Origin of the sequence: Segetibacter sp. 3557_3 (assembly GCF_004354985.1) — a bacterium.
Lineage (GTDB): Bacteria > Bacteroidota > Bacteroidia > Chitinophagales > Chitinophagaceae > Segetibacter.
Window position 1 is genome coordinate 272,990 of the sequence record NZ_SMSK01000005.1, and the last position, 19,970, is coordinate 292,959.

The window sequence follows — 19,970 nt, forward strand, 5'->3', positions numbered from 1 at the left end:
TGCTCATGAATGATTTGTTTTTCTGTTTTCGAATGGTATTTACTACAGATACTGCAATTTATAATCCGTGTTTATCAACAAGGTAAATAAGTGCAGCCATGTTAATGGCACCAAGCAAAAGCTCTCTCTTGTTTACGGCCTCAAATACGTCAGTTTTGGCGTGGTGAAGGTCAAAATACCTTTGGCCATCCGGCTGAAAGCCCGCGAGTACCGTTCCGAAAGCCGTGTTCAAAGGTGCAATATCAGCTCCACCGCCGCCGGCAGTGAGCTCGTAAACGCCATATGGCTTGAGCAACTCTACCCAGGGTTGCATTTTTGTAAGAACATCCGCCGGCGCAGTAAAGCCAAAACCCCGTGGTGTAAAACCGCCAGCATCACTTTCAAGTGCAAAAAGGTGTTTCTCACCCCGCGCCTTTGCTTCCTCCATATATTTTGCAGAACCACGTGAGCCATTTTCTTCATTGGCAAATAACACAAAACGAATGTTGTGCCTGGGTGTATATCCGAGTGCCTTAAATACTCGAAGAACCTCCATGGTTTGCACAACACCTGTACCATCGTCGTGAGCGCCTTCATTTACATCCCAGCTATCCAGGTGACCACCGATGGTAATATATTCGTTGCTCGCGGTATTGGGCCTGAGTTCGGCTATGACATTGTGCCCTGGGGTATCTGGCAAAAGCTTACCATTCGTTGTGAGTTTAACGCTAACAGGGGCACCCTGCCGTGCTACATTCCACAGGTAGTCGGCATCACGATTACCAAGTGCAGCTGCGGGGATTTTTGGAAAACTATCGTTATAGGCCATCACACCCGTATGCGGATGGTTATCCGTTGCTTCTGTTAGTGATCTGATGAGGATTGCAACGGCGCCATACTTTGCGGCACGGCTTGCACCTATGCGACGGTAGATACCCGTTTCGCCATAAGATTTCCCCGGACGCAAGTTGGTAGGATTGAAAGCAGCATTATAGTAAACAATTTTTCCTTTAACCTCGCTCCTTCTTTGCTCAAGTTCATCGAAGTCTGCAACTGCAAGCACCTGCCCGGTAACACCCTTGCTTCCGCTCCCCAACGAATTTCCTAATGCCAGTACATTCAGCGACCGTAGCTGCTTTTTATTTCCAATAGCCACGACTTCTGCTTTGTCTTCGCCACCTCTAACCCAGTGCGGTAGCATACAGGATTGCAGGAAAACGGTGTCGGGCTTTAGCGTGCGCATCGATTGCTCGCCCCATTGTACGGCACGTGCAAATTGTGGTGAACCGGAGAGACGTGCACCTATTTTCTTGGTCAATTCACGTAAGAGGTCATAAGCCCTTCCATTGCGCAAGACATCATCTGAAATCTGTCGAATGAAGGTTGAGTCAGGCACTTCCTGTGCATAGCCGGCTAACGGACTTAGAAAAAGAATGACCAATAGTTTCTTCATAGTTTCCATTGTTGCGGGCAAATTACGCAAATGTTATTGTTTAACGGTTGAGCCGGGATGGTCAACCTAATCAATATTTAGTTGTTACTTCGTGCGTTCTGTAAAGCAGGGTTCCGCATCAACCGGGAGCAATGGACTAACCCGTTTAGCATTGCACAAAGTGAAGCTGTAGTTAGCAACTCAACAGGCTTGTGGAAACAAGACAGGAGGGAATAACAAACGGGTCGGCTTAGCGGATCAAATACAACATAAATAACCACTAACATGCGTATCGGGATTGTTTGCTACCCCACTTTTGGCGGTAGCGGAGTGCTGGCAACTGAACTTGGAAAGGCCCTGGCCGACAAAGGACACTCCGTTCACTTTATCACCTACCAGCAACCGGTAAGGTTAAATGTGTTTAGTGCTAATATCTACTATCACGAAGTTAGGGTTCCGACCTACCCGCTGTTCGACTACCCGCCTTATGAGGTGGCACTGGCCAGCACAATGGTGGATGTAATCTTGAACCACGATCTTGATTTATTGCATGTACACTATGCTATTCCACATGCCTCTGCAGCTTACCTCGCGAAACAAATACTCGAGAAACAAGGGGTAAAAATTCCTGTGATTACAACGTTACACGGTACCGACATCACACTTGTAGGCAAGGACAAAACTTATGCGCCGGTAGTAACGTTTAGTATCAACGAAAGTGATGCAATCACTGCGGTGAGTAGTAACCTCCGCGAAGAGACTTATCGTTCCTTTAAAATCAATAAGGAAATTGAAGTCATCTACAACTTTGTTGACGTTGAAAGGTTCAGTAAAAAACCTATTGACGCGTTTCGCCAGGTAATTGCCCCACACGGCGAGAAGATTATTGTGCACGCCTCGAACTTCAGAAAGGTAAAAAGGGTGAACGACGTAGTGCAGATTTTTGCCGAGATCCGTAAAAACATGCCTGCTAAATTGTTGATGGTCGGCGACGGACCTGAACGCCCGGTGATGGAAAATCTTGCCCGCGAGTTAAATGTTTTTGACGACGTGCGCTTTCTCGGAAAACAGGACCAGATAGAAGAAATCCTGGTGGTAAGTGATTTGTTCCTTCTTCCTTCAGATTACGAAAGCTTCGGACTTGCAGCCCTAGAAGCCATGGCGGCAAGAATGCCGGTAATCAGCAGTAATGCAGGCGGCTTGCCGGAGATCAATATCGATGGGGTAACAGGTTACCTCGCTAATGTTGGTGATGTACAGAAAATGAGCGCTTCTGCAATAGAGCTCCTTAGTGATCCTGAAAAACATGCCCGGTTTAAACAACAGGCTTTCGATCATGCCGGCACCTTTGCAATTCAAAACATTATCCCGATCTACGAGAAGCTTTACAGCCGCTTTTGCAGGATGGATTGCCAGTAACGCTGACAAGGAAGGCTCCAAAACACAAACCACTTGTAACATAAACAGAAAGGTCGCCTCAATGAGGCGACCTTTCTGTTTATGTTGATTTTCTTCTTATCTCTTTTTTAACCAGGCCTGCGGATTTAGCGACTGGCCCTTTTCGTTTGTCACCATAAAGAGCACTTCTCCTTCCCCATCGTCGTTTGCGGCTGCACGACCCACCACCGTTCCTGCACGCACCTGCTGGCCGCGACTAACGTTAACAGAAGAAAGGTGACTATAAGTGGTAAAGTATTTACCGTGTCGCACGATAACCGCCTGTTCTCCTCCAAGATCAAAAACCGAAGATACATCGCCATCACTGACCGACTTTACAGAAGAACCTACTGGCAGGGTAATGGTATAACCGTCGCTTTGCCCCGTCAACGTTGTTCCGGGTATCTTGTAGTTCCCGAAAGGAATACTTACATAACCGGCGTCAACCGGCCAGGGCAATCGTCCACGGCCACCTTCAAAACTTAATGACTGGGCCTTTCCTTCTTCTGTTGACTCAAATGCACTATACGTTCGCTCTCCGCCGGTTCGCTTTGCAACACCTTCTTTCACCGGTTCCGGCTCAGCAGCTTTTGGAGCGGCATTGTTTCCATTGTTTGCTGCGGTGTTATTAGCAGCCGCTGCAGCAGCTGCACGCGCTTCTTTTTCTTTCTTCAATTTTTCAGCCTCCCTCAGCTTTGCAACCCTTGCTCTTTCCATAGCTTCTTTCTGCTCGCGACGGATGATCGATGCAATCGCTTCACGCATCTTCTGGCGTTGCTTCTCACGGGTTTTGATTTCGGAAGCAAGACTGCTCTCCTTGGTTTTCAGTTCCGCAACCGCCTGGTCCTGCTCTTTCTTATCTACCTCAAGCACCTTTAACTGCTTGCCCTGGTCCTGCAGGGCAACACTCTTTTGTTTTTTATTATCGTTTAGTTGTGCAATCTTGTCTTCTATCAATTGCTGGGTCTCAAGAATGTTGTTTACCTGTTGCTCCCGGTATTGCCGGTAACTCTTCAGGTAGGTAATTCGCTTTATCGCATCATTGAAAGTTGCGGCGGAGAATATGAAGTTGAGGTAGTCGTAATTGCTGCGGTTTTTATAAGCGAATACCAGGCTCTTTGCGTACTCAGCCTTTAAGGTATCCAGCTCCTTACGAAGCTTATTAATCTGGAGTGAAGAAAGGTATATGTTATCGTCGAGTGACCTGATGTCTTTGTTGATATTCTGGATCAACTCTTCCCGGGCACGTATCTTTTGCTTGTACAATTCAAGTTGACCAATCGATTGCTTCTTGCTTTTCCGGATCTCTCTCAGGGTGCGATTGAGTACTTCGATTTCGCTTATCAGGTCTTGTTGCTTACGTTGAAGGTCTTCTTTTGATTGTTGGGCATCCGAAGAACCTACGATGCAAGACAACAACAGGATAAAGATTATTTTTTTCAGCATGCCTGTGGGTTTAATTATATCTGCGTAACGTAGTTGACCAGTAAAAATTATTTGACCTTATAATTTTTAGGAATATTAAATGGAAAAGTTAAAGGTTCGTCAAAAGAATATTGCTTGAATTCAAGGTCAATATCAAGCTTGGATTTTTCTGCAACTGAAATCTTCCGCCGTGTCGAAAACTGTCTTCCTCCACCCGATGCATAACTGCCAAAAGTAATGTCGCAGGTACGATTGCGAACAGCATCCACGTCGTCTAATTTGCTGTGTAGCACTTTAAAATCCTGGTTGTCCAGGGTAAGCAGGTGTTTAAAGAGTTTACCCGCCATTAATATCAGCAGTTCATTATTCGCATTGGCTTTATACGAGATGATATTTGAGTCGAGGTAAACGGGATTACCTACAACAAGGTCCTGTAGAGTAGAAAAATCAAAAGGTAGTTGGGTAATCTCTTTCAGGTAATCGATGCTCCTGAACTGCACCTGCTTTTTTAGCAGGTTCATTACTTTTACGCTGTCTTTTGTAACAAGGACCCTGAAACCTTCGATGCCAAGGGCACCACGAAGCGATAACCACATGGCTTTATCTTTTTCCAGCCGGATAAACGCTGTTGCTTCATCACCACCATCTTTCCCTTCGTAACCAACCCGCACTTTTGCTGAAAAGGTTTTGAATTCTATTCGCTTCGCCAATACTTTCCCATATACTTCCCTAATCCCGGCAAAAGAGTCTACTGCAGCCTTATCATTTACAACGATAGATGTTGTTGTGTCGATTTTAGATATTGCCGTATCGATCTTCTGCACCTTCCTTGCGGGGCGGCACGAAAAAACGATTGCTGAAATAAGAATAAGGAGACTGCTGAATTTCATATCCGATTAATTTTTGCCGGTATGGCCAAAGCCACCTTGTCCCCGGGTTGTTTCTGTGAGTTCGCTTACTTGAATAAGTTCTACCCGCTCAACCTGCTGAATAACCATTTGAGCGATCCGGTCGCCGGCATGAATGGTTTGCGGTTCATTCGACAGGTTTACAAGAATTACTTTTAGCTCACCGCGATAGTCGGCGTCTACAGTTCCGGGACTATTCAGGCAAGTGAGACCCTGTTTGGCGGCAAGCCCGCTTCTTGGCCTTACCTGGGCCTCAAATCCTTCCGGCAGCTCAATGTACAAACCGGTAGGCACCATTACACGTTCAAGGCTGTTGAGTGTAATCACGCCATCAATATCGGCACGAAGGTCCATGCCCGAGGAACCTGGGGTTGCGTACCCGGGCAATGGGTTTTTTGAACGGTTAATAATTTTTATGGCCTGACGTTTCAAGATCGACAAAAATAGCTATTGAATAATGAAGCAGCCTGTTTTGTTAGCAGGTAAATGTTAAATTCCTTGCTTTTGCAGTAGTACGGTAGCATATGCAACCAGGCCTTCTTCCCTACCCACGAAGCCCATCTTTTCAGTTGTGGTTGCTTTAACAGAAACGTCGTTTATGGTAACGCCTATGATGGCTGATATGGCCTCCCGCATCTGGTCGACATAGGGTTTGATTTTTGGTTGTTCGAGGCAAAGTGTACTATCCACGTTTACGACCTTGTACCCAGCGTCAGCCACCAGGTCGTAGGTTTTTCGAAGCAGGATTTTGCTGTCGATGTTTTTATACGCTGCTGAAGTATCGGGAAAGTGGACACCAATATCGCCAAGGCATAAGGCACCCAGCATTGCATCGCAGATAGCGTGTAGCAATACGTCGGCATCGCTGTGGCCAAGAGCACCTTTGGTATGTGGCACCAGCACTCCGCCGATCCACAGTTCGCGCCCCTCGGTTAGCTGGTGAAAGTCGACACCCGATCCTATTCGGTACATATAATTTTTTTATGGTGGTTTTGGCAAGTTCACTCCGGTGATCGACACCTGCCCCCCCGTTGATTTGTTCGCGGTCCGGCTGTTTGAAAGCAAAACACAAAAACAGCTGCGCTAAGCTCAATTGTACAAGAGTGCGACGCAAGATAAGCCACACCAAAGACAAAATGCCCGGTCCATAAGTATTCTCAACCGGGTCGCGGGCATTTTCGGGTGGGCACAACACATAAAAAAAGCGAAGGTTACCCTTCGCTCCGTTGTTAATTGCCCTGATCGCTTATTGCATACCGCCTTCTTTGTCGAGGTCGAACACGAGGCTGAAGCGAAGGGTATTTGATAAGGGGTTACGGTTTACACCATTACCCGAAGGAATTAAGTAAGAGAAGTTTAAACCAAATACATTATAGTAAATACCGGCACCAAGGGTGAAATACTTACGGTTGCCCTTTAATTTATCTTCGTAAAAATAACCGGCACGAAAGGCGAATTGATCGTTGTAGGTATACTCTGCACCAAGCGAAGCCTGAAATTCTTTTAGCTCATTGCCAAAGCTGCCAGCATCACCAAAAGAGCTAAACCAGCTGTTAATCACCGTTTTGTTACGGTAAGCAAGCAGGTTTGCATCGTCGCGGGTAGGATCGTTGGTTAAAGAGGGCGGGGTGGGAACGAGTAACTTATTTACGTCTGCACCAAATGTAAGTTTGCTGGTTTCATCGAATACCGATGTATAGGCAGCACCCAGTCCAAGGTTTGCAGGAATATAATCCTTTTGTTGAGCATCGCTGGTATAGGAAATTTTGGTTCCCAGGTTGCTTAAGGTTGCACCCCAGTTCCAGCCAGCACCAGTTTCATCAACACCGGAATGAAAGAGGGATAAGTCGCCGGCAACCGCGTTTCCAGCTTTATAGGATACGCCATTTACCGCCTGTCCGCCGGCAAGGTTTGAGTTGATATACCGTAGAGCAACACCTGCACTTAACTTTTCGCCCAATCTGCGGCTATAACCGAAGTCGATGGAAAATTCACGCGGCCTGAACGACTGAAGATCATTACCTGCAAAATCGGTAAACTGAATATTGCCGAGGCTAAAGTACCGGATGGAAGAAGATATTGCCTGGTCGTCGTCTAACTTATAATAACCGGCTAATGAAGCCAGGTATACGTCGTTAAGACCAAGGTCTTTTAACCAGGGTGTATAAGTAGCGGTAAGCGATGATCGGCTGGTAGCAAAAGGCGTTTTTGCAAGGTTCCAAAACGACGAGTTTGCGTCGGGTGAAGTTGCGATACCCACATCCCCCATTCCGCCGGCGCGTGCATCTGGTGATATCCGTAAAAAGGGGACTGCAGAAGTAACGACATTAATAGAATTTGGATTCTGAGCTTCCGCAAACCCCACAGATAACGCCAGTAAAAGAGCAGAAGATAGTTTCAGTGTTAATTGTTTCATCAAACGCATTGTTTAAGTTGTAAAAATAGCTGAATATTTCTAACAGGCAACAAATTACTCGGGGTGAAAACGACCTCAAAAAGCCCAAAATCACGTGATTTTACCGGGGCTTTTTTACCCGCAAACAATGGTTTTAAATGATCCGCTTTCCACTATTTATTTTGCCGGGTTGGCTTTCGCATCACTCTCGTTGTTACCTGATGGACCACAACGTTTGTCACGTTGTTGTTGCGTAAAATTTCTTGCTATAAGCTATGCGTTTCTATGTTGAAGACGGCTGGGTTGCTGCGAGCCGGCGCAGTAAAAGAAGGACACCCTGATGCGTAAAATTGTTGCTTTAGCAAGCCATATTTTTCAAGTTAAGCCTGCCGATCCTATCAAGGAACTGCTTTCACCTTAATAACGACTTTACGTACGGGTTTATTACCTCCCGGTGTAATATTTGGCCGATGCGCATCGCCGGGGAAAAATATAAAAAAGGTGCCGGGTTCCCCCGTGTATATTTTACCCGTGGCGGAATAATTTGCTACGTCACGTTTTTGATCATACGGTTTTGTAACGGTTGCCTCCCGAACGGGAACAACGCCCATTTTCTCCACCCCGGTAATAATACATTGTACGTCGATGTAATTTTGATGCGACTCCCAACTGGTTTTTTCAAAGTTTTTGGAGGAGTCGACGGTTACGGATGCATAAACCAGGTCTCCGTCGATAGGGTGGCGCCCTTTAGCAAGTGTTTGCAGGTTTTGTTGGCTCAAAAAGGCAAAAGCTTTATCCCATACTGCCCGGTTAAGATGGTATTGGCGCGCAAACTCAGCCTTATTGATCGTTTGATGTGGTTTTAAAGGCGCAGATTGCAGCCAGGCTTTTTTATTGAACCATCTGTTGGACTGCTTACTGGAAAGCCGGGTAGAGTCAGTCTGCCGGGCACCAGCCTGAAACGAGACTAAAGCGGCTATCAACATAGATACAGATAAGCATTTCCTTTTGGCTGTTTGCATACGAAACCTGAAAGTACGCCCTGATCAGGCTTTATTCCAAATGATTTCCGGATTACACGATATAAACCCGCAAAACCAGACAGCAAACACTCATACGCAATGGATTAATTCATCGTAACTGCAAACACATGGTCCGGTTTTTTGTCTCTATACGGTAGAGTATTCCTGGTTCTTTCAACAATAATTCACTTAATACATCAATTGGTCCGTTATGAAAAGAAATTGGCTTTTAATGGTAACGCTTCTGGCTGGCAGCACCACGTTTTCACAAAAGCAGACTGGTGCTACAAAAACAGTTGACTTACCAGCACCCTTTGCCACACCAGCAGCACGAAACAGCCCCCGGGTAATTGGCTGGAAAGATGGCAGAACACCCATTGCTCCCGCAGGTTTTGTGGTAACCAAATTTGCCGATAGCCTTGAGAACCCACGCTGGATATATGTAGCACCCAATAACGACATTTTTGTAGCCGAGTCAAGAACGGGAAACCGGAGTCCAAACCGTATCACACTTTTTCGCGATAATGATCTTGATGGAAAGCCGGAATTCAGGTCGGTATTCCTAACCGGTTTAAAGCAAAACCTGGGAATGCTGGTGCTGAACAACTCGTTTTACGTAGGCAATACCGATGGGCTTATGCTGTTTCCTTACAAGGCCGGCCAAACCAATATCAGCGACTCGGGTAAAAAGATCCTGGAGTTGCCTGCCGGTGGCTACAACAATCATTGGACACGCAATGTGATTGCAAATAAGGATGGCTCAAAATTGTATATCTCCGTTGGCTCAGGTAGCAATGTTGCCGAAAACGGGATCAACAATGAAGCCCGCCGGGCGAACATCCTCGAGGTAAATCCCGATGGCACCGGCGAAAAAATCTATGCAAGCGGATTGCGAAATCCTGTTGGCATGGCCTGGGCTCCGGGAACAAGCACCTTGTGGACAGCCGTTAATGAACGCGACAACCTTGGCGACGATCTTGTACCCGACTACCTGACGAGTGTAAAGCCGGGTGCGTTTTATGGCTGGCCCTATGCTTATTTCGGACCTAATGAAGATCCGCGTCGCAAAGGCGAACGACCCGACATGGTGCAAAAAACCATAGCCCCCGATGTTTCCATGGGTGCGCATACTGCATCCCTCGGGCTTGCCTTTTACGATAAAGATGCTTTTCCGGCAAAATACCGCAACGGCGCTTTCGTGGGGCAACACGGATCCTGGAACCGATCAGTGCTGTCGGGATATAAGGTTGTGTTTGTTCCATTTGCGAACGGTAAACCTTCGGGTAAGATGGAAGATTTCCTCACCGGCTTCATCAATGAAAGCAACGGTAACGAGGTTTATGGACGACCGGTTAGTGTAGCTGTATTACGTGATGGTTCAATGCTGGTAAGCGACGACTCAGCTAACACGATCTGGCGGGTAAGCGCGAAAAAGTAAAGAAAACCTTATTATGTTGAATTTTAAATTTTGAATGTTAAATGCTGAAAAATCTCGGACTATAATATTAAATGAACCCGGAACATAAAGGGCATTTCAGCAAGGATTACTGGATGTGAGTCAGGAAGAAAAAGATCGTTTTTTTGGGACCGGCATTTGAATCTTTTTTCGACATCGTTGTGTCACTCACTTTTACTGGTGGTAATTCTATTCGGCAAATATCAAACGCAACTATAAAGCATGGACAAATGAAACTCTTGCATTTGACTTTTGCATTTCGACTTTTTAGTTTCGGCTTTACACTCTCTACTATTCACTTTTTCCAAAAACAAAAGGCTGTCAATTACGACAGCCTTTGTTTTTTGCTCCCCATCCTGTTTCTATATCCTACCTGTTGGCATTATCAACCGGAGCAATGCTTTGGTTTTCCGGAAATATATTAGTCTCCCATTTTCGGGTTTATCTTAAAATTGATCTTAGTGCATAGCCTCGGAGAGGTCTACTTTTTTTTGCTTGTTTGCCTTAACAAAAAGAACGAATGGTACGCAAATGAGGAACATCAAACCGAGGTATAAAAACACATCCATATACGACAATACAACGGCTTGCTTCGCCACCATGTAGTCCAGCGCTTTATACCCCGAATTAAGTGCTGCATCCGGAGTCATGCCTTTACTCATAAAATTGTGTTGCATCGCCTGCACCCTTTGTTGAACAGCAGGATCATTTACATCAAGGTGACTAACCAGTGCACTGCGGTGAACCATGTTTTGCCGGGAAATGTAGGTAGAGATTGCAGCTATCCCAAACGATCCGCCGAGTTGCCGCATCATACCGGTAAATGAAGCGCCCTGGCCAATCTGCTGCCCTTTTAAGGTCGACAAGGATAATGTAGTAATTGGAATGAACAACAGCCCAAGCCCGACACCGCGAACGATCAGCATCCAAAAGAATGCATCCTTTCCCGTATCCGGGGTCAGTATCCTGTAACCCCAAAAACTATACACAAAAAAGATGATCATGCCGGTGGCTACCAGGTATTGTTGTGGTATACCCTTCTGAAGTAACCGGCCAATAATGGGCATCATAAAGGCGGTTGTGAGCGCAGCGGGAATCATCAAGGCACCGGATTGCTGTGCCGTCCAACCGAGGGTCGACTGTGTGTATAATGGAATGATAAACGTAGAGCCATATAATCCGAAACCAAGGATAAAAGACAGTATCGTACCTACGCGAAGGTTGCCGTTTTTCAGTACCCGCAAGTCGACGATCGGATTTTTGTAGGAAAGCTCACGCCAGATAAAAAAGAAGATACCAAACACCGCCGTAACTGTTAGCAACGTAATGGTTGAGCTGTTAAACCAATCATCTTCCTGCCCGCGCTCGAGTACATATTGAAGTGAGCCTACCGATAGGGTAAGTAACCCTATGCCCAACCAGTCAATTTCGCTTGAACTTTTCTTTTCTGCATATTTAGGACTCCGTACAAATTGCAGCGTTAGCAATGTTGCAATTACGCCAATCGGTATATTGATGTAAAAGATATATGGCCAAGAGAAATTGTCGACGATATAACCACCAAGTGGTGGGCCCAGTGTTGGACCGATGATCACGCCTAGTCCGTAAATTGCTTGCGCCATTCCCCTCTTTTCAACCGGGTAAACTTCGGTGATAATTGTCTGAGAGGTTACCAGCAAGGCGCCGCCGCCAAGCCCCTGCAGAAAGCGAAAAAATACGAGTTCCCAGATGTTTGAAGCGTTACCGCATAAAAAGGAGCACAATGTAAATAGCACAATGGAGGCTGCAAAATAATTACGACGTCCAAATTGCTGCGATAACCAGCTGGTCATGGGAACGATGATAACATTACCAATCGCGTAAGCCGTAATGACCCATGCTACCTCGGTAAGCGTTGCGCCCAGGTTGCCGCGCATTTCGTTTAATGCAACGTTTACAATGGTGGTATCAACGATCTCCAACAAGGCGCAAAAAATAGCCGTGATCGTGATGATCACCCTGCGGCTACCATATTCAACCAATGACTCGGGATTGTTCATGTAAGTGCAATTCTGGGGTACAGCGGTTGTAAAAACCGGTTCACCAACTACTCAAATAAGGTGTTATATAAAGTGGCATAAGTCATTGCGGAAAGATGCCGATCAAATCTCAAACGCCCAGATTAACAATAATGGCTGTTATCAATCCGCCCTCCGCTAATTCGCAAATCCGTAATCCGCCAATCCGCAATTCACTAATCCGCCAATCCGTTAATTCGTCAATCAAGGTGTACATCTACATTCACGTTCATCCCTGGACGTAGTTGTTTCAGCAACGGATCCTTCTTAGAAAATTCAATTTTCACCGGTAAACGTTGTACAACCTTTACAAAGTTGCCACTGGCATTATCGGGAGGCAACAGCGCAAAACGTGCACCCGTTGCCGGAGAAAAAGAGGTCAGGGTTGCTTCAAAGTCATGGTCAGGATAAGCATCTACATGTACAACTACCTTTTGACCAATCTTCATCTTATTAAACTGGGTTTCCTTGAAGTTTGCGACAACCCAAACATCCTGGTTTAAAACCACGCTAAACAATCCCTGTCCCGCTTGTAAAAACTGGCCGGGCTGAACATTTACTTTGGATACCAGCCCGTCTGCGGGCGCCGTAATAACCGTATAAGAAAGGTTCAGCTTTGCATCTTCAACATCAACTTCGCGTTGCCGGATAATAGCGCTTGCTACACCAATTTGCTGCGAGGTGGCGCTGCTTTGTGACGCCACTGCAGTAGTTTGCTGGGCCGCCTGGTTTCTTTGCTGCTGGAGTACCTGTAACTGGCGTTCTGCAGTTTGTTTTGCAGCAAGCGCCTGGTCGTATTGTTGTTGTGTAATCGAGTGATCCTTTATCAGGTTAGCATAACGTTCAAAGTCCTGGCTTGCACGGCCGAGGTTGATTTTAGCCACCTCAATCTGCGCTTCTGCTGTTGACACGTTAGCCCTTGATGTACCAATGTTTGCACTTGCAGCGCTTGTTGTTGCCCGTGCAGCACCAAGGTTGCTTTTTGCCGTTAACAACGCGGCCTCTGTTTGTTCAACTTTCAGGCGGAGGTCGCGATCATCAAGCACAACCAGGGTATCGCCTTTTTTAACCTGCTGATTGTCTTTAACGCGAATCTCTTTTACATAGCCGCTTACTCTTGGTATAACCGGGCTGATGCCTGCATCAACCTGGGCATCATCCGTTTCTTCGTGGTGCTGACCGTGAACATATTTTGAGATGCCAAACCAGCCACCAAGGATGATTAGTAATGCAAGCACGATGATAAATCCTTTGCTCTTTTTCTTTGGAGCCTCAACCGGTTTAACCTGTTTGTTTGTTGTTGTCGTTTCCATAAAATGAACGCTTAATGCTTTTACTTAGTTGTTGTTGGTGATGTAAGCAAACCTGCAGTTTGCAAGAGCTTGTTGTATGCGAGTGCAGCATCTGCTTTGGCAAACTGGTAATTTAATTTCGCCTGCAATTGCGCAACGTCGGCATCCAGCAGGTCTGTTGTGGTCAACAGGGCATTGTTATACTTGTTTTTCGAAATCTTGTAGTTTTCTGTGGCCTGTTCAACAGCTTTTGCATATACCTCAATTTTCTTACGGCTCGATAAGTAATCCTGGTACGCTTTGTTGATCTGCAGGTGTATGGCGTCGGTAAGTTGTTCCTGGCTTGCAATCACCTGTTTCTCTCTTGCTTTCGCCTGCTGCACTTTTGCGCTCTTCCACAAGGAAGCTATATTGTATTGTACTCCTACACCTACATTTACCGCATTGGTTATGGTAAGAAAATTAGGAACATGTGCTGCAACATAACCGCCGGTGAGTGCAATGGAAGGAAGCGCCTCTGCTTTGGTGGCCATCACCGCGGTACTTGCCGCCTTTTTACGATAGTCCAGGGCTTCAATGTCTTTGCGATGTTGATTTGCCAACTGCTCGTATTCTGCAATGGATTTTACGGAAATCGTGTTATCCAGGTTGATGGAATCTGCCGCGATCTCTGTTGTTTCAGGCAGCCCCAGCATAAGGTTCATGTTTACCATGGCCATCTTCCAGTTGTTTTCTGCATCAAGCAACGACAGTTCGATGTTCGACGTTTGAAGTTCTGCTTTCAACAATTCGTTTCTCGCCAACAGCCCATTTTTTTCGAGGTTGGAAAAGTCTTTTACGCGTTGCTTCGACTGCTCAAGGTTATCTTTAACCAGGCTTGTTGCAGCACGCGCCTTGTACAGGTTGGTGTAGGCATCCATGGTGTTCAGTACTACTTCTTCACGTTGGCTCTCACCGTCGAGAGCAATGGCCTGTTCAAGGTACCTGGCGGATGCGATCCCGTAACGGATGCGGTGACCTGCATAGATCGGAAGGGATAAATTTACAATTCCGTAAACCGCTTGTGATACCGAAGGACCTCCGGCGCCTGCTGTACTGCTATCTTTACCGGTCAGCAATTTGATATTTGGTTGCGCCAGCCTGAGGTATGAGCCGGAGGCGGTTGCATCAGGGAGACGCCTGTCGATTGCTTCACGCACGGTTGCCGCCGCCTCTTCCACCTGAGCCCGGTTGATCTTAAGTTGTTTGCTGTTTTTTATGCTCAGGTCAATTGCTTCCTCCAACGAAATGTGTTTTACATTCTGGCAAATGGCTGAGTTGATAAAGAACAGCAGGCCGGAAAAGAAGAGCAAGCCCCTGAAAATCTTAACCTTCATAACTGAGTATTTCTTTGAAAATTGTTTTGATGTATGTTCCTAGCTTCTTTTTGATGTGGGTATCAAATTGTTCGTCAGAGAGCGATTGCAGGTTATGGAACTCACGGTAATAATCCTGGCTGATCATTACCTGTGTTATTGTACCAATCATTGTACTCATCATGAATACCACGTCGATGTTCTTTTTAAAGGCCCCGCGTTTCTGGCCGTCTTTAATGAGCCTGGTAATGCTTTCAGCGTTTTTGAATTTGAGCTCATTGATGAGTTTGATGATCACCGGGTTTTTGTTGACCACCTGTTCACAAAGCATGATCTTAAAAAATTGTTGCTTTTCCATTACCCGTGAGATGTACTCGTCTACCAGGAGGTACATCTTGTCCATAGGTTCCAATGCTGAATTTTGCAGGAGGTGATCAACGCGTTCCCGCACATTCATGGAGCGTTTTTCGAAGATGGCTTCCATTAGTTTGAGCTTGGAGCCAAAGTAATAGGAGATCATGGCCAGGTTTACCCCTGCTTCTTCTGCGATGTCGCGAACGGAAGTACCGTCAAACCCCTTCGATGCAAACAGCTTTTCTGCCGTTTCCAATATCTGAAGTTGTTTATCACTTAACACCATATGCTTGTTTGAGGGAACAAAACTAAACAAACGTTTAATTAAATCAAACAATTGTTTAAAGATATCTTTTAGGTGTCGATCATCAAATAGGTTTGTGCTGCACGGCAAGTAACAAAACAGGAAGTTGGTGCGGAGCTGATAAGAGCTATTAAAGAAGATTAACGGCAATAGATTAGATGAAAGGAATAGGCAGGAAAACAAGATAGCTCCGCTGTCCCAGGCAACAGCGTGAGGCTGTTAAATGGTTGGGAATAGCCAATGCTGCACAGGAGGGCTATAAACAGGAAGCTACGGAGCTCAACATAACCCAGTCGGCGCTAAGCAATCGGTATGGATTACGGGTTTAAGCAGGCATAAGTTAGCAGTTTGTTCTTGGTATGGCTGATAAGCTTCGATTAGCCTGAAGCAAATCGTTTAACGATATCGGGAGTTCACGCCCGGATAGCATTGTTTCATGTTCAGCGGAGTGACGGCCATGTGAATGGGTTCTATAGGCAGGCTCCAAATTGCTATTGCCCGCAGGCAACAATAGCCAACCGGGATGGCAGCAGCCATGCACCTGATTGAACGATAGACCTTGCAATGCAGGTAGCCGTGCCGGTCCGATCACCTCGCCCCTACAGATTACCTGGGCCTTTTCCTGTTTAGGTCGTCGACCAGTCTTGCCGCTATTGTATCACCCTGTATCATTGCTTCCATCAGTAGCCTGGATCCCCGAACCGGGTTTCTTGCGAGATTACACCGGTCATAATAATTGGACTGGCGGAGGGTCTCCGGGTCGTTTGCATAAGTAAACAGGAACCCCGCTGTCCGCTTTGCAGGTGCATATCCCTTTGAGGCTGTTTCGAGCAAGAGATCAAACGCCTGCCTGCATGTTAATTCAGGATTGCGGTTTTTTAATGCGAGGGTGCTGTACATATACATTCCTTCAGGAACTTTCTTTTCTGCAAGCCTTTTATAAATGGTGAGTGCCTGCGACATCTTGTTACTCGCAAGGTATACTCTTGCTTCTGTAAGTTGAACGCTGGACTCATCATCAACAAGTTCAGGGTCTGGTGCAGGCGTCTGCGGGCTGTTATCAGCAATTGCCGGTTTCTGCTTGTTTACGCCAGCGTCAGACAAAAGCACATACACCAATCCGCCTATGACAATTACCACAAGCAGGGCCAACAAAACCGCACCGATAGTGATCCCCTTTTTGCGCGAGTCAGGAGGAGGGGCAACAGCGGCTGCCGATGTCTGTACATTTTGCACAGGGGTTGTTACGGAACCGGCGGTAACTGGTGCTGACTGCAGTTGTTTGCGGTAACGTTCGTTTTCGCGGAGCAAACGTTCGTTTTCCTGTTGCAGGATCTGAACCCGCTCCAGCCATTCGGATTTATTATCACCCAATATGCTGTTGCGTACCATATGAGCATGCAACTCCATGCCGTTCGGAAACCTTTTTGCCGGCTGCTTTTCAAGGCAGCGATAAATCATATTTACCAACCATTGCGGAACCTCCATCGCCTCACAGCGTTTTTCATCACTCCAGTCTTTCGGCAGTGCGGCTTTTCGCAATTGGAGGAGGTCAGGTGGCGGTGTTTCCATTTGAGCCATCCGAACCACATTGCGTGATGTTTCGCCATTGTCTTTTAAAGGAAAAGGAACACTGCCCGCCAGCAACTCGAAGAGGATAACACCAAAACTATACACATCGGTTTCAAACAGCATGACCCCCTCATTTTGTTCAGGTGCCATAAACTCTATGGCTCCTGCATGACGCATGCTTGTACGGCGCTGTTCGTCGGACATAATTGCAAGCCCGAAATCGAGGAGCACATAGTTGCCCGTACGCTTGTTGTATTTAACGTTATTGCTTTTGATATCTCCATGCCTTACACCAACCTGGTGGCAATGGGCAAGCGCGTCAGAAAGTTGCATGGCCACTTTCAAAGTTTCCTTAACGGTAAACACAGGTGGATGTGGAGGTTGAAGCAGGTCCGCAAGATCCGGTCCTTCTATAAACTCCATTTCGATATAAGGAAAGTTTCCCGACTCGGTTATGCCGGAGTTGAGGATAGTGGCAACGTGTGGATTATGGTGTTCATTAACTTTCCGGAGTTTCTGCACCTCGTTTTGAAACTGCAGGTAGTTCTTGTCGGCCGTAGTTTCACTGTGAATTGGGGTAGGTAAAATTTTGATGGCAGTAATGATCTCACCCATTCGCCTTCCCCTGTATACTGAACCCTGACCGCCAGACCGAAGCGCCCCCATGTTCTCCAGGCCTTCGGCTATTGTAAATATCTTCCCCATGGATCAAATTAAATTAAAGATAGCAGATTAAAAATCGTTCCCGCTGTGCAGAGATACGTGTAATGGTTCATGGATGGATGGGCATTGATCATCTCTTGATGCTTGTTCCCTTTTGATTCGTTCTGATAAGGATAGGAGCACCATTAAATGTGTTCAATAAGTATCCTGTTGAAAGCAGATCTATGATTTGCAGCATTGGTGTAGTGGGTATCCTAAGTATTGACTAATGTGTACGCGTATATTTCAACATTAGGTCGGGCTTTACGGAAGAACAAACCAGTGGTATTTTCGGGTTCATGCGCCAGGGATTGAAGCCCCGCCCGGATGGCCGGTCGGACGGGGCATTGTAGCAGGGGCTTGTGGCGGAGTAGTGGCGAAAAGCCCAACCTCCAGGTGGCGCACTAACGAAAACTATCTCAGCAGCAGATACAGGAATGCTTTATCGGATCGGCACAACATCACGCAACAACTTTCGTCTGACAAGGCGGGATGCTCAGCTAATTGTACGAAGACAACGTTTGTACCACTGGAACAATTGCGCAAAGGGGTGACCAGGTGAGCCTGGAAGGTTGCTGCAAAACGGCTTATCCGCAGGTGCTACTCCTCTATTTTATTCAGGTCTTTTTTTCGCAACCAGCCTTTTGAAGTCTGCCCCAGGTTGTTGGTAAAGACGACGTATACAAAATCGTTTTCTTCGTTTAACCCGTTTAGTGTTGCGTTGTTCCAATGAACGATATAAGCATTCCTGCGGGTCTCTTCCCGCGGCTGATCGTAGAAGTAAGCCTTTGAGATCACCTTGTAGCGGCCGGTAACTTCTGTTTCGACATCCGTTGTTACGGGTGGCGGCTCTGTTCGCTCAACCTTTTTTGTGTTTGTATCCGGCAGGGGTTCTGTAATCGTTTCCTGCGGACGGGTGACAGGCTTTGGCATTTCAGCTTTGGGGGTATCTGCTGGAACCGTTTCTTTCTTTTCCGGCCTCCCCATCCGATCATCGTCGTTGCGTACAGGTTCACGTCTCACCGGTTTCTGATCTTGAATACTTGCCGACCGTGCCGGCCGTTTTGCCTGGTAATAAAACTTGTATGCTGCATAGGCACCAAGACCGAGGATGGCGAGGAGCAGCAGTACAAGAATGGTTGAACCAGTTTTTTTTCCGGAAGCCGGTGCGTAATCAGGTCCGGAAGACCGCAATTCTTCCAGTTCACGATCTTTGTGATGCACGAGTGCTTTCAGGTTGTCCAACTCCTTTTCGCGTGTCTCGTATTTCTGGCGAAGTGCCAGCAGTTCCTTTTGTAGTGCTTCTTTCTCGTGGTATACGTTTTCAGTTTGCTGGTATAAATCGTCGCCGGGAACAGCCGGTTTTCTTCCTGAAAGCGAACTGTTTAAGATAACATAGTCGTGCAGTTCAATGCCATTTGCAAATCGTTCGCCTGTACCTTTCCTCAGGCAGCGATAAACCATTTGTACAATCCAGTCAGGAACATCCTTTTCATGCTGCTTTTTATCGTCACTCCAGCTTGCAGGTATCTTCATCCGGCGTAATTGCAGCAGATCCGGGGGAGGCGATTCCATATGTGCAAGTCTTACCTGGTTTCGCGCCGACTCGCCTTTATCGGTCAAAGGAAAAGGAACTGTGCCCGTAAGTAGTTCAAAGAGGATGACCCCAAAACTATACACGTCGGTCTGAAACATCATGAGCCCTTCATTTTGTTCAGGAGCCATGAACTCAATCGCCCCCGCATGACGTAGGCTGGTGCGCCTTTGTTCGTCGGACATTGCCGACAAACCAAAGTCGAGCAGGATGTAGTTGCCGGTGCGGGAATTGAACTTAACGTTGTTGCTTTTGATGTCGCCATGTTTTACACTCAGCTTATGACAATGCGCTAAAGCATTGGACAGCTGTTCGGCAACCTTGATGGTTTCTTTTATTGTGAAAACAGGATCGTGTGGAGGTTTCAGCAAGTCCTCGAGATCGGGCCCTTCGATATACTCCATTTCGATAAACGGAAAGTTGCCTGAGTCGGTAATGCCCGAACTGAGTATGCGCACAACATGCGGGTTTGGCACCTCGTTTACCTTACGGAGTTTTTGTACTTCATTCTGGAAGTCGGTGTAATTTTTATCTTCCGTGCTTTCGCTGTAAATTGGGGTTGGCAAAAGCTTGATAGCAGTAATAATTTCGCCTACTCTTCTTCCTTTATAAACAGAACCCTGCCCCCCGGTTTTCATTGCGCCCAGGTTCTCGAGTCCTTCTGTGATGGTAAACACCTTTGCCAT

At 46.5% G+C, this 19,970-nt stretch carries 15 protein-coding genes; 2 read left to right on the forward strand and 13 right to left on the reverse strand.

Annotated elements, in window-relative coordinates:
• Window positions 1-58: 58 nt before the first annotated feature.
• Window positions 59-1,432: a M20/M25/M40 family metallo-hydrolase gene (locus EXU57_RS10710; protein WP_133268196.1), complete on the reverse strand. Its 1,374-nt coding sequence runs from the start codon at window positions 1,430-1,432 to the stop codon at window positions 59-61.
• Window positions 1,433-1,696: 264 nt separating this feature from the next.
• Between EXU57_RS10710 and bshA the strand changes: the two genes are divergently transcribed.
• A complete protein-coding gene (gene bshA, locus EXU57_RS10715) occupies window positions 1,697-2,830 on the forward strand; it encodes an N-acetyl-alpha-D-glucosaminyl L-malate synthase BshA (protein ID WP_133268197.1) in 1,134 nt (377 codons plus the stop codon).
• Window positions 2,831-2,926: 96 nt separating this feature from the next.
• On the opposite strand, the gene EXU57_RS10720 is transcribed toward bshA, so the two are convergent.
• The 6 genes from EXU57_RS10720 to EXU57_RS10745 form a co-directional block, all read right to left on the reverse strand.
• Window positions 2,927-4,294: a murein hydrolase activator EnvC family protein gene (locus tag EXU57_RS10720; RefSeq protein ID WP_133268198.1), complete on the reverse strand. Its 1,368-nt coding sequence runs from the start codon at window positions 4,292-4,294 to the stop codon at window positions 2,927-2,929.
• 47 nt (window positions 4,295-4,341) lie between these two features.
• Window positions 4,342-5,163 (reverse strand): DUF4292 domain-containing protein, encoded by an 822-nt coding sequence (locus EXU57_RS10725; protein WP_133268199.1) that lies wholly within the window; start codon window positions 5,161-5,163, stop codon window positions 4,342-4,344.
• A 6-nt stretch (window positions 5,164-5,169) separates the two neighbouring features.
• A complete protein-coding gene (dut, locus tag EXU57_RS10730) occupies window positions 5,170-5,613 on the reverse strand; it encodes a dUTP diphosphatase (RefSeq protein ID WP_133268283.1) in 444 nt (147 codons plus the stop codon).
• Between the two features lie 57 nt (window positions 5,614-5,670).
• Window positions 5,671-6,153, reverse strand: a complete 483-nt coding sequence (gene ispF, locus EXU57_RS10735; RefSeq protein WP_133268200.1) for a 2-C-methyl-D-erythritol 2,4-cyclodiphosphate synthase — start codon at window positions 6,151-6,153, stop codon at window positions 5,671-5,673.
• A gap of 274 nt (window positions 6,154-6,427) precedes the next feature.
• Entirely contained in the window at window positions 6,428-7,597 is a 1,170-nt protein-coding gene (gene porV, locus EXU57_RS10740) for a type IX secretion system outer membrane channel protein PorV (protein WP_133268201.1), read from the reverse strand.
• Between the two features lie 377 nt (window positions 7,598-7,974).
• Entirely contained in the window at window positions 7,975-8,562 is a 588-nt protein-coding gene (locus EXU57_RS10745) for a YhcH/YjgK/YiaL family protein (RefSeq protein WP_165958102.1), read from the reverse strand.
• 247 nt (window positions 8,563-8,809) lie between these two features.
• Here EXU57_RS10745 and EXU57_RS10750 point away from each other — a divergent pair, with 247 nt between their 5' ends.
• Window positions 8,810-10,036, forward strand: coding sequence for a PQQ-dependent sugar dehydrogenase (locus tag EXU57_RS10750; RefSeq protein ID WP_133268203.1), 1,227 nt, complete (start codon window positions 8,810-8,812; stop codon window positions 10,034-10,036).
• A gap of 476 nt (window positions 10,037-10,512) precedes the next feature.
• Here the strand turns inward: EXU57_RS10750 and EXU57_RS10755 are convergent, their stop codons facing one another.
• From EXU57_RS10755 to EXU57_RS10780, 6 genes are all read right to left on the reverse strand, one after another.
• Window positions 10,513-12,093 carry a DHA2 family efflux MFS transporter permease subunit gene (locus tag EXU57_RS10755; RefSeq protein ID WP_133268204.1) on the reverse strand — a complete coding sequence of 527 codons (1,581 nt, stop codon included), beginning with the start codon at window positions 12,091-12,093 and terminating at the stop codon, window positions 10,513-10,515.
• Between the two features lie 218 nt (window positions 12,094-12,311).
• Window positions 12,312-13,424: an HlyD family secretion protein gene (locus EXU57_RS10760; RefSeq protein ID WP_133268205.1), complete on the reverse strand. Its 1,113-nt coding sequence runs from the start codon at window positions 13,422-13,424 to the stop codon at window positions 12,312-12,314.
• 20 nt (window positions 13,425-13,444) lie between these two features.
• The gene (locus tag EXU57_RS10765; RefSeq protein WP_133268206.1) at window positions 13,445-14,779 is read right to left on the reverse strand and encodes a TolC family protein; all 1,335 of its coding nucleotides are present in this window, start codon (window positions 14,777-14,779) and stop codon (window positions 13,445-13,447) included.
• Window positions 14,769-15,398 carry a TetR/AcrR family transcriptional regulator gene (locus tag EXU57_RS10770; RefSeq protein ID WP_133268207.1) on the reverse strand — a complete coding sequence of 210 codons (630 nt, stop codon included), beginning with the start codon at window positions 15,396-15,398 and terminating at the stop codon, window positions 14,769-14,771. The genes EXU57_RS10765 and EXU57_RS10770 overlap by 11 nt, the downstream gene beginning before the upstream one ends.
• A gap of 624 nt (window positions 15,399-16,022) precedes the next feature.
• Window positions 16,023-17,693 carry a serine/threonine protein kinase gene (locus EXU57_RS10775; protein ID WP_133268208.1) on the reverse strand — a complete coding sequence of 557 codons (1,671 nt, stop codon included), beginning with the start codon at window positions 17,691-17,693 and terminating at the stop codon, window positions 16,023-16,025.
• A gap of 597 nt (window positions 17,694-18,290) precedes the next feature.
• Window positions 18,291-19,970, reverse strand: coding sequence for a serine/threonine protein kinase (locus EXU57_RS10780; protein ID WP_133268209.1), 1,680 nt, complete (start codon window positions 19,968-19,970; stop codon window positions 18,291-18,293).

Bases quoted from the DNA above. Each gene is read 5' to 3' on its own strand.
- EXU57_RS10710 (WP_133268196.1), bottom strand. From the start codon at position 1,432: ATGAAGAAACTATTGGTCATTCTTTTTCTAAGTCCGTTAGCCGGCTAT.
- bshA (WP_133268197.1), top strand. From the start codon at position 1,697: ATGCGTATCGGGATTGTTTGCTACCCCACTTTTGGCGGTAGCGGAGTG.
- EXU57_RS10720 (WP_133268198.1), bottom strand. From the start codon at position 4,294: ATGCTGAAAAAAATAATCTTTATCCTGTTGTTGTCTTGCATCGTAGGT.
- EXU57_RS10725 (WP_133268199.1), bottom strand. From the start codon at position 5,163: ATGAAATTCAGCAGTCTCCTTATTCTTATTTCAGCAATCGTTTTTTCG.
- ispF (WP_133268200.1), bottom strand. From the start codon at position 6,153: ATGTACCGAATAGGATCGGGTGTCGACTTTCACCAGCTAACCGAGGGG.
- porV (WP_133268201.1), bottom strand. From the start codon at position 7,597: ATGAAACAATTAACACTGAAACTATCTTCTGCTCTTTTACTGGCGTTA.
- EXU57_RS10745 (WP_165958102.1), bottom strand. From the start codon at position 8,562: ATGTTGATAGCCGCTTTAGTCTCGTTTCAGGCTGGTGCCCGGCAGACT.
- EXU57_RS10750 (WP_133268203.1), top strand. From the start codon at position 8,810: ATGAAAAGAAATTGGCTTTTAATGGTAACGCTTCTGGCTGGCAGCACC.
- EXU57_RS10755 (WP_133268204.1), bottom strand. From the start codon at position 12,093: ATGAACAATCCCGAGTCATTGGTTGAATATGGTAGCCGCAGGGTGATC.
- EXU57_RS10760 (WP_133268205.1), bottom strand. From the start codon at position 13,424: ATGGAAACGACAACAACAAACAAACAGGTTAAACCGGTTGAGGCTCCA.
- EXU57_RS10765 (WP_133268206.1), bottom strand. From the start codon at position 14,779: ATGAAGGTTAAGATTTTCAGGGGCTTGCTCTTCTTTTCCGGCCTGCTG.
- EXU57_RS10770 (WP_133268207.1), bottom strand. From the start codon at position 15,398: ATGGTGTTAAGTGATAAACAACTTCAGATATTGGAAACGGCAGAAAAG.
- EXU57_RS10775 (WP_133268208.1), bottom strand. From the start codon at position 17,693: ATGGGGAAGATATTTACAATAGCCGAAGGCCTGGAGAACATGGGGGCG.
- EXU57_RS10780 (WP_133268209.1), bottom strand. From the start codon at position 19,970: ATGGCAAAGGTGTTTACCATCACAGAAGGACTCGAGAACCTGGGCGCA.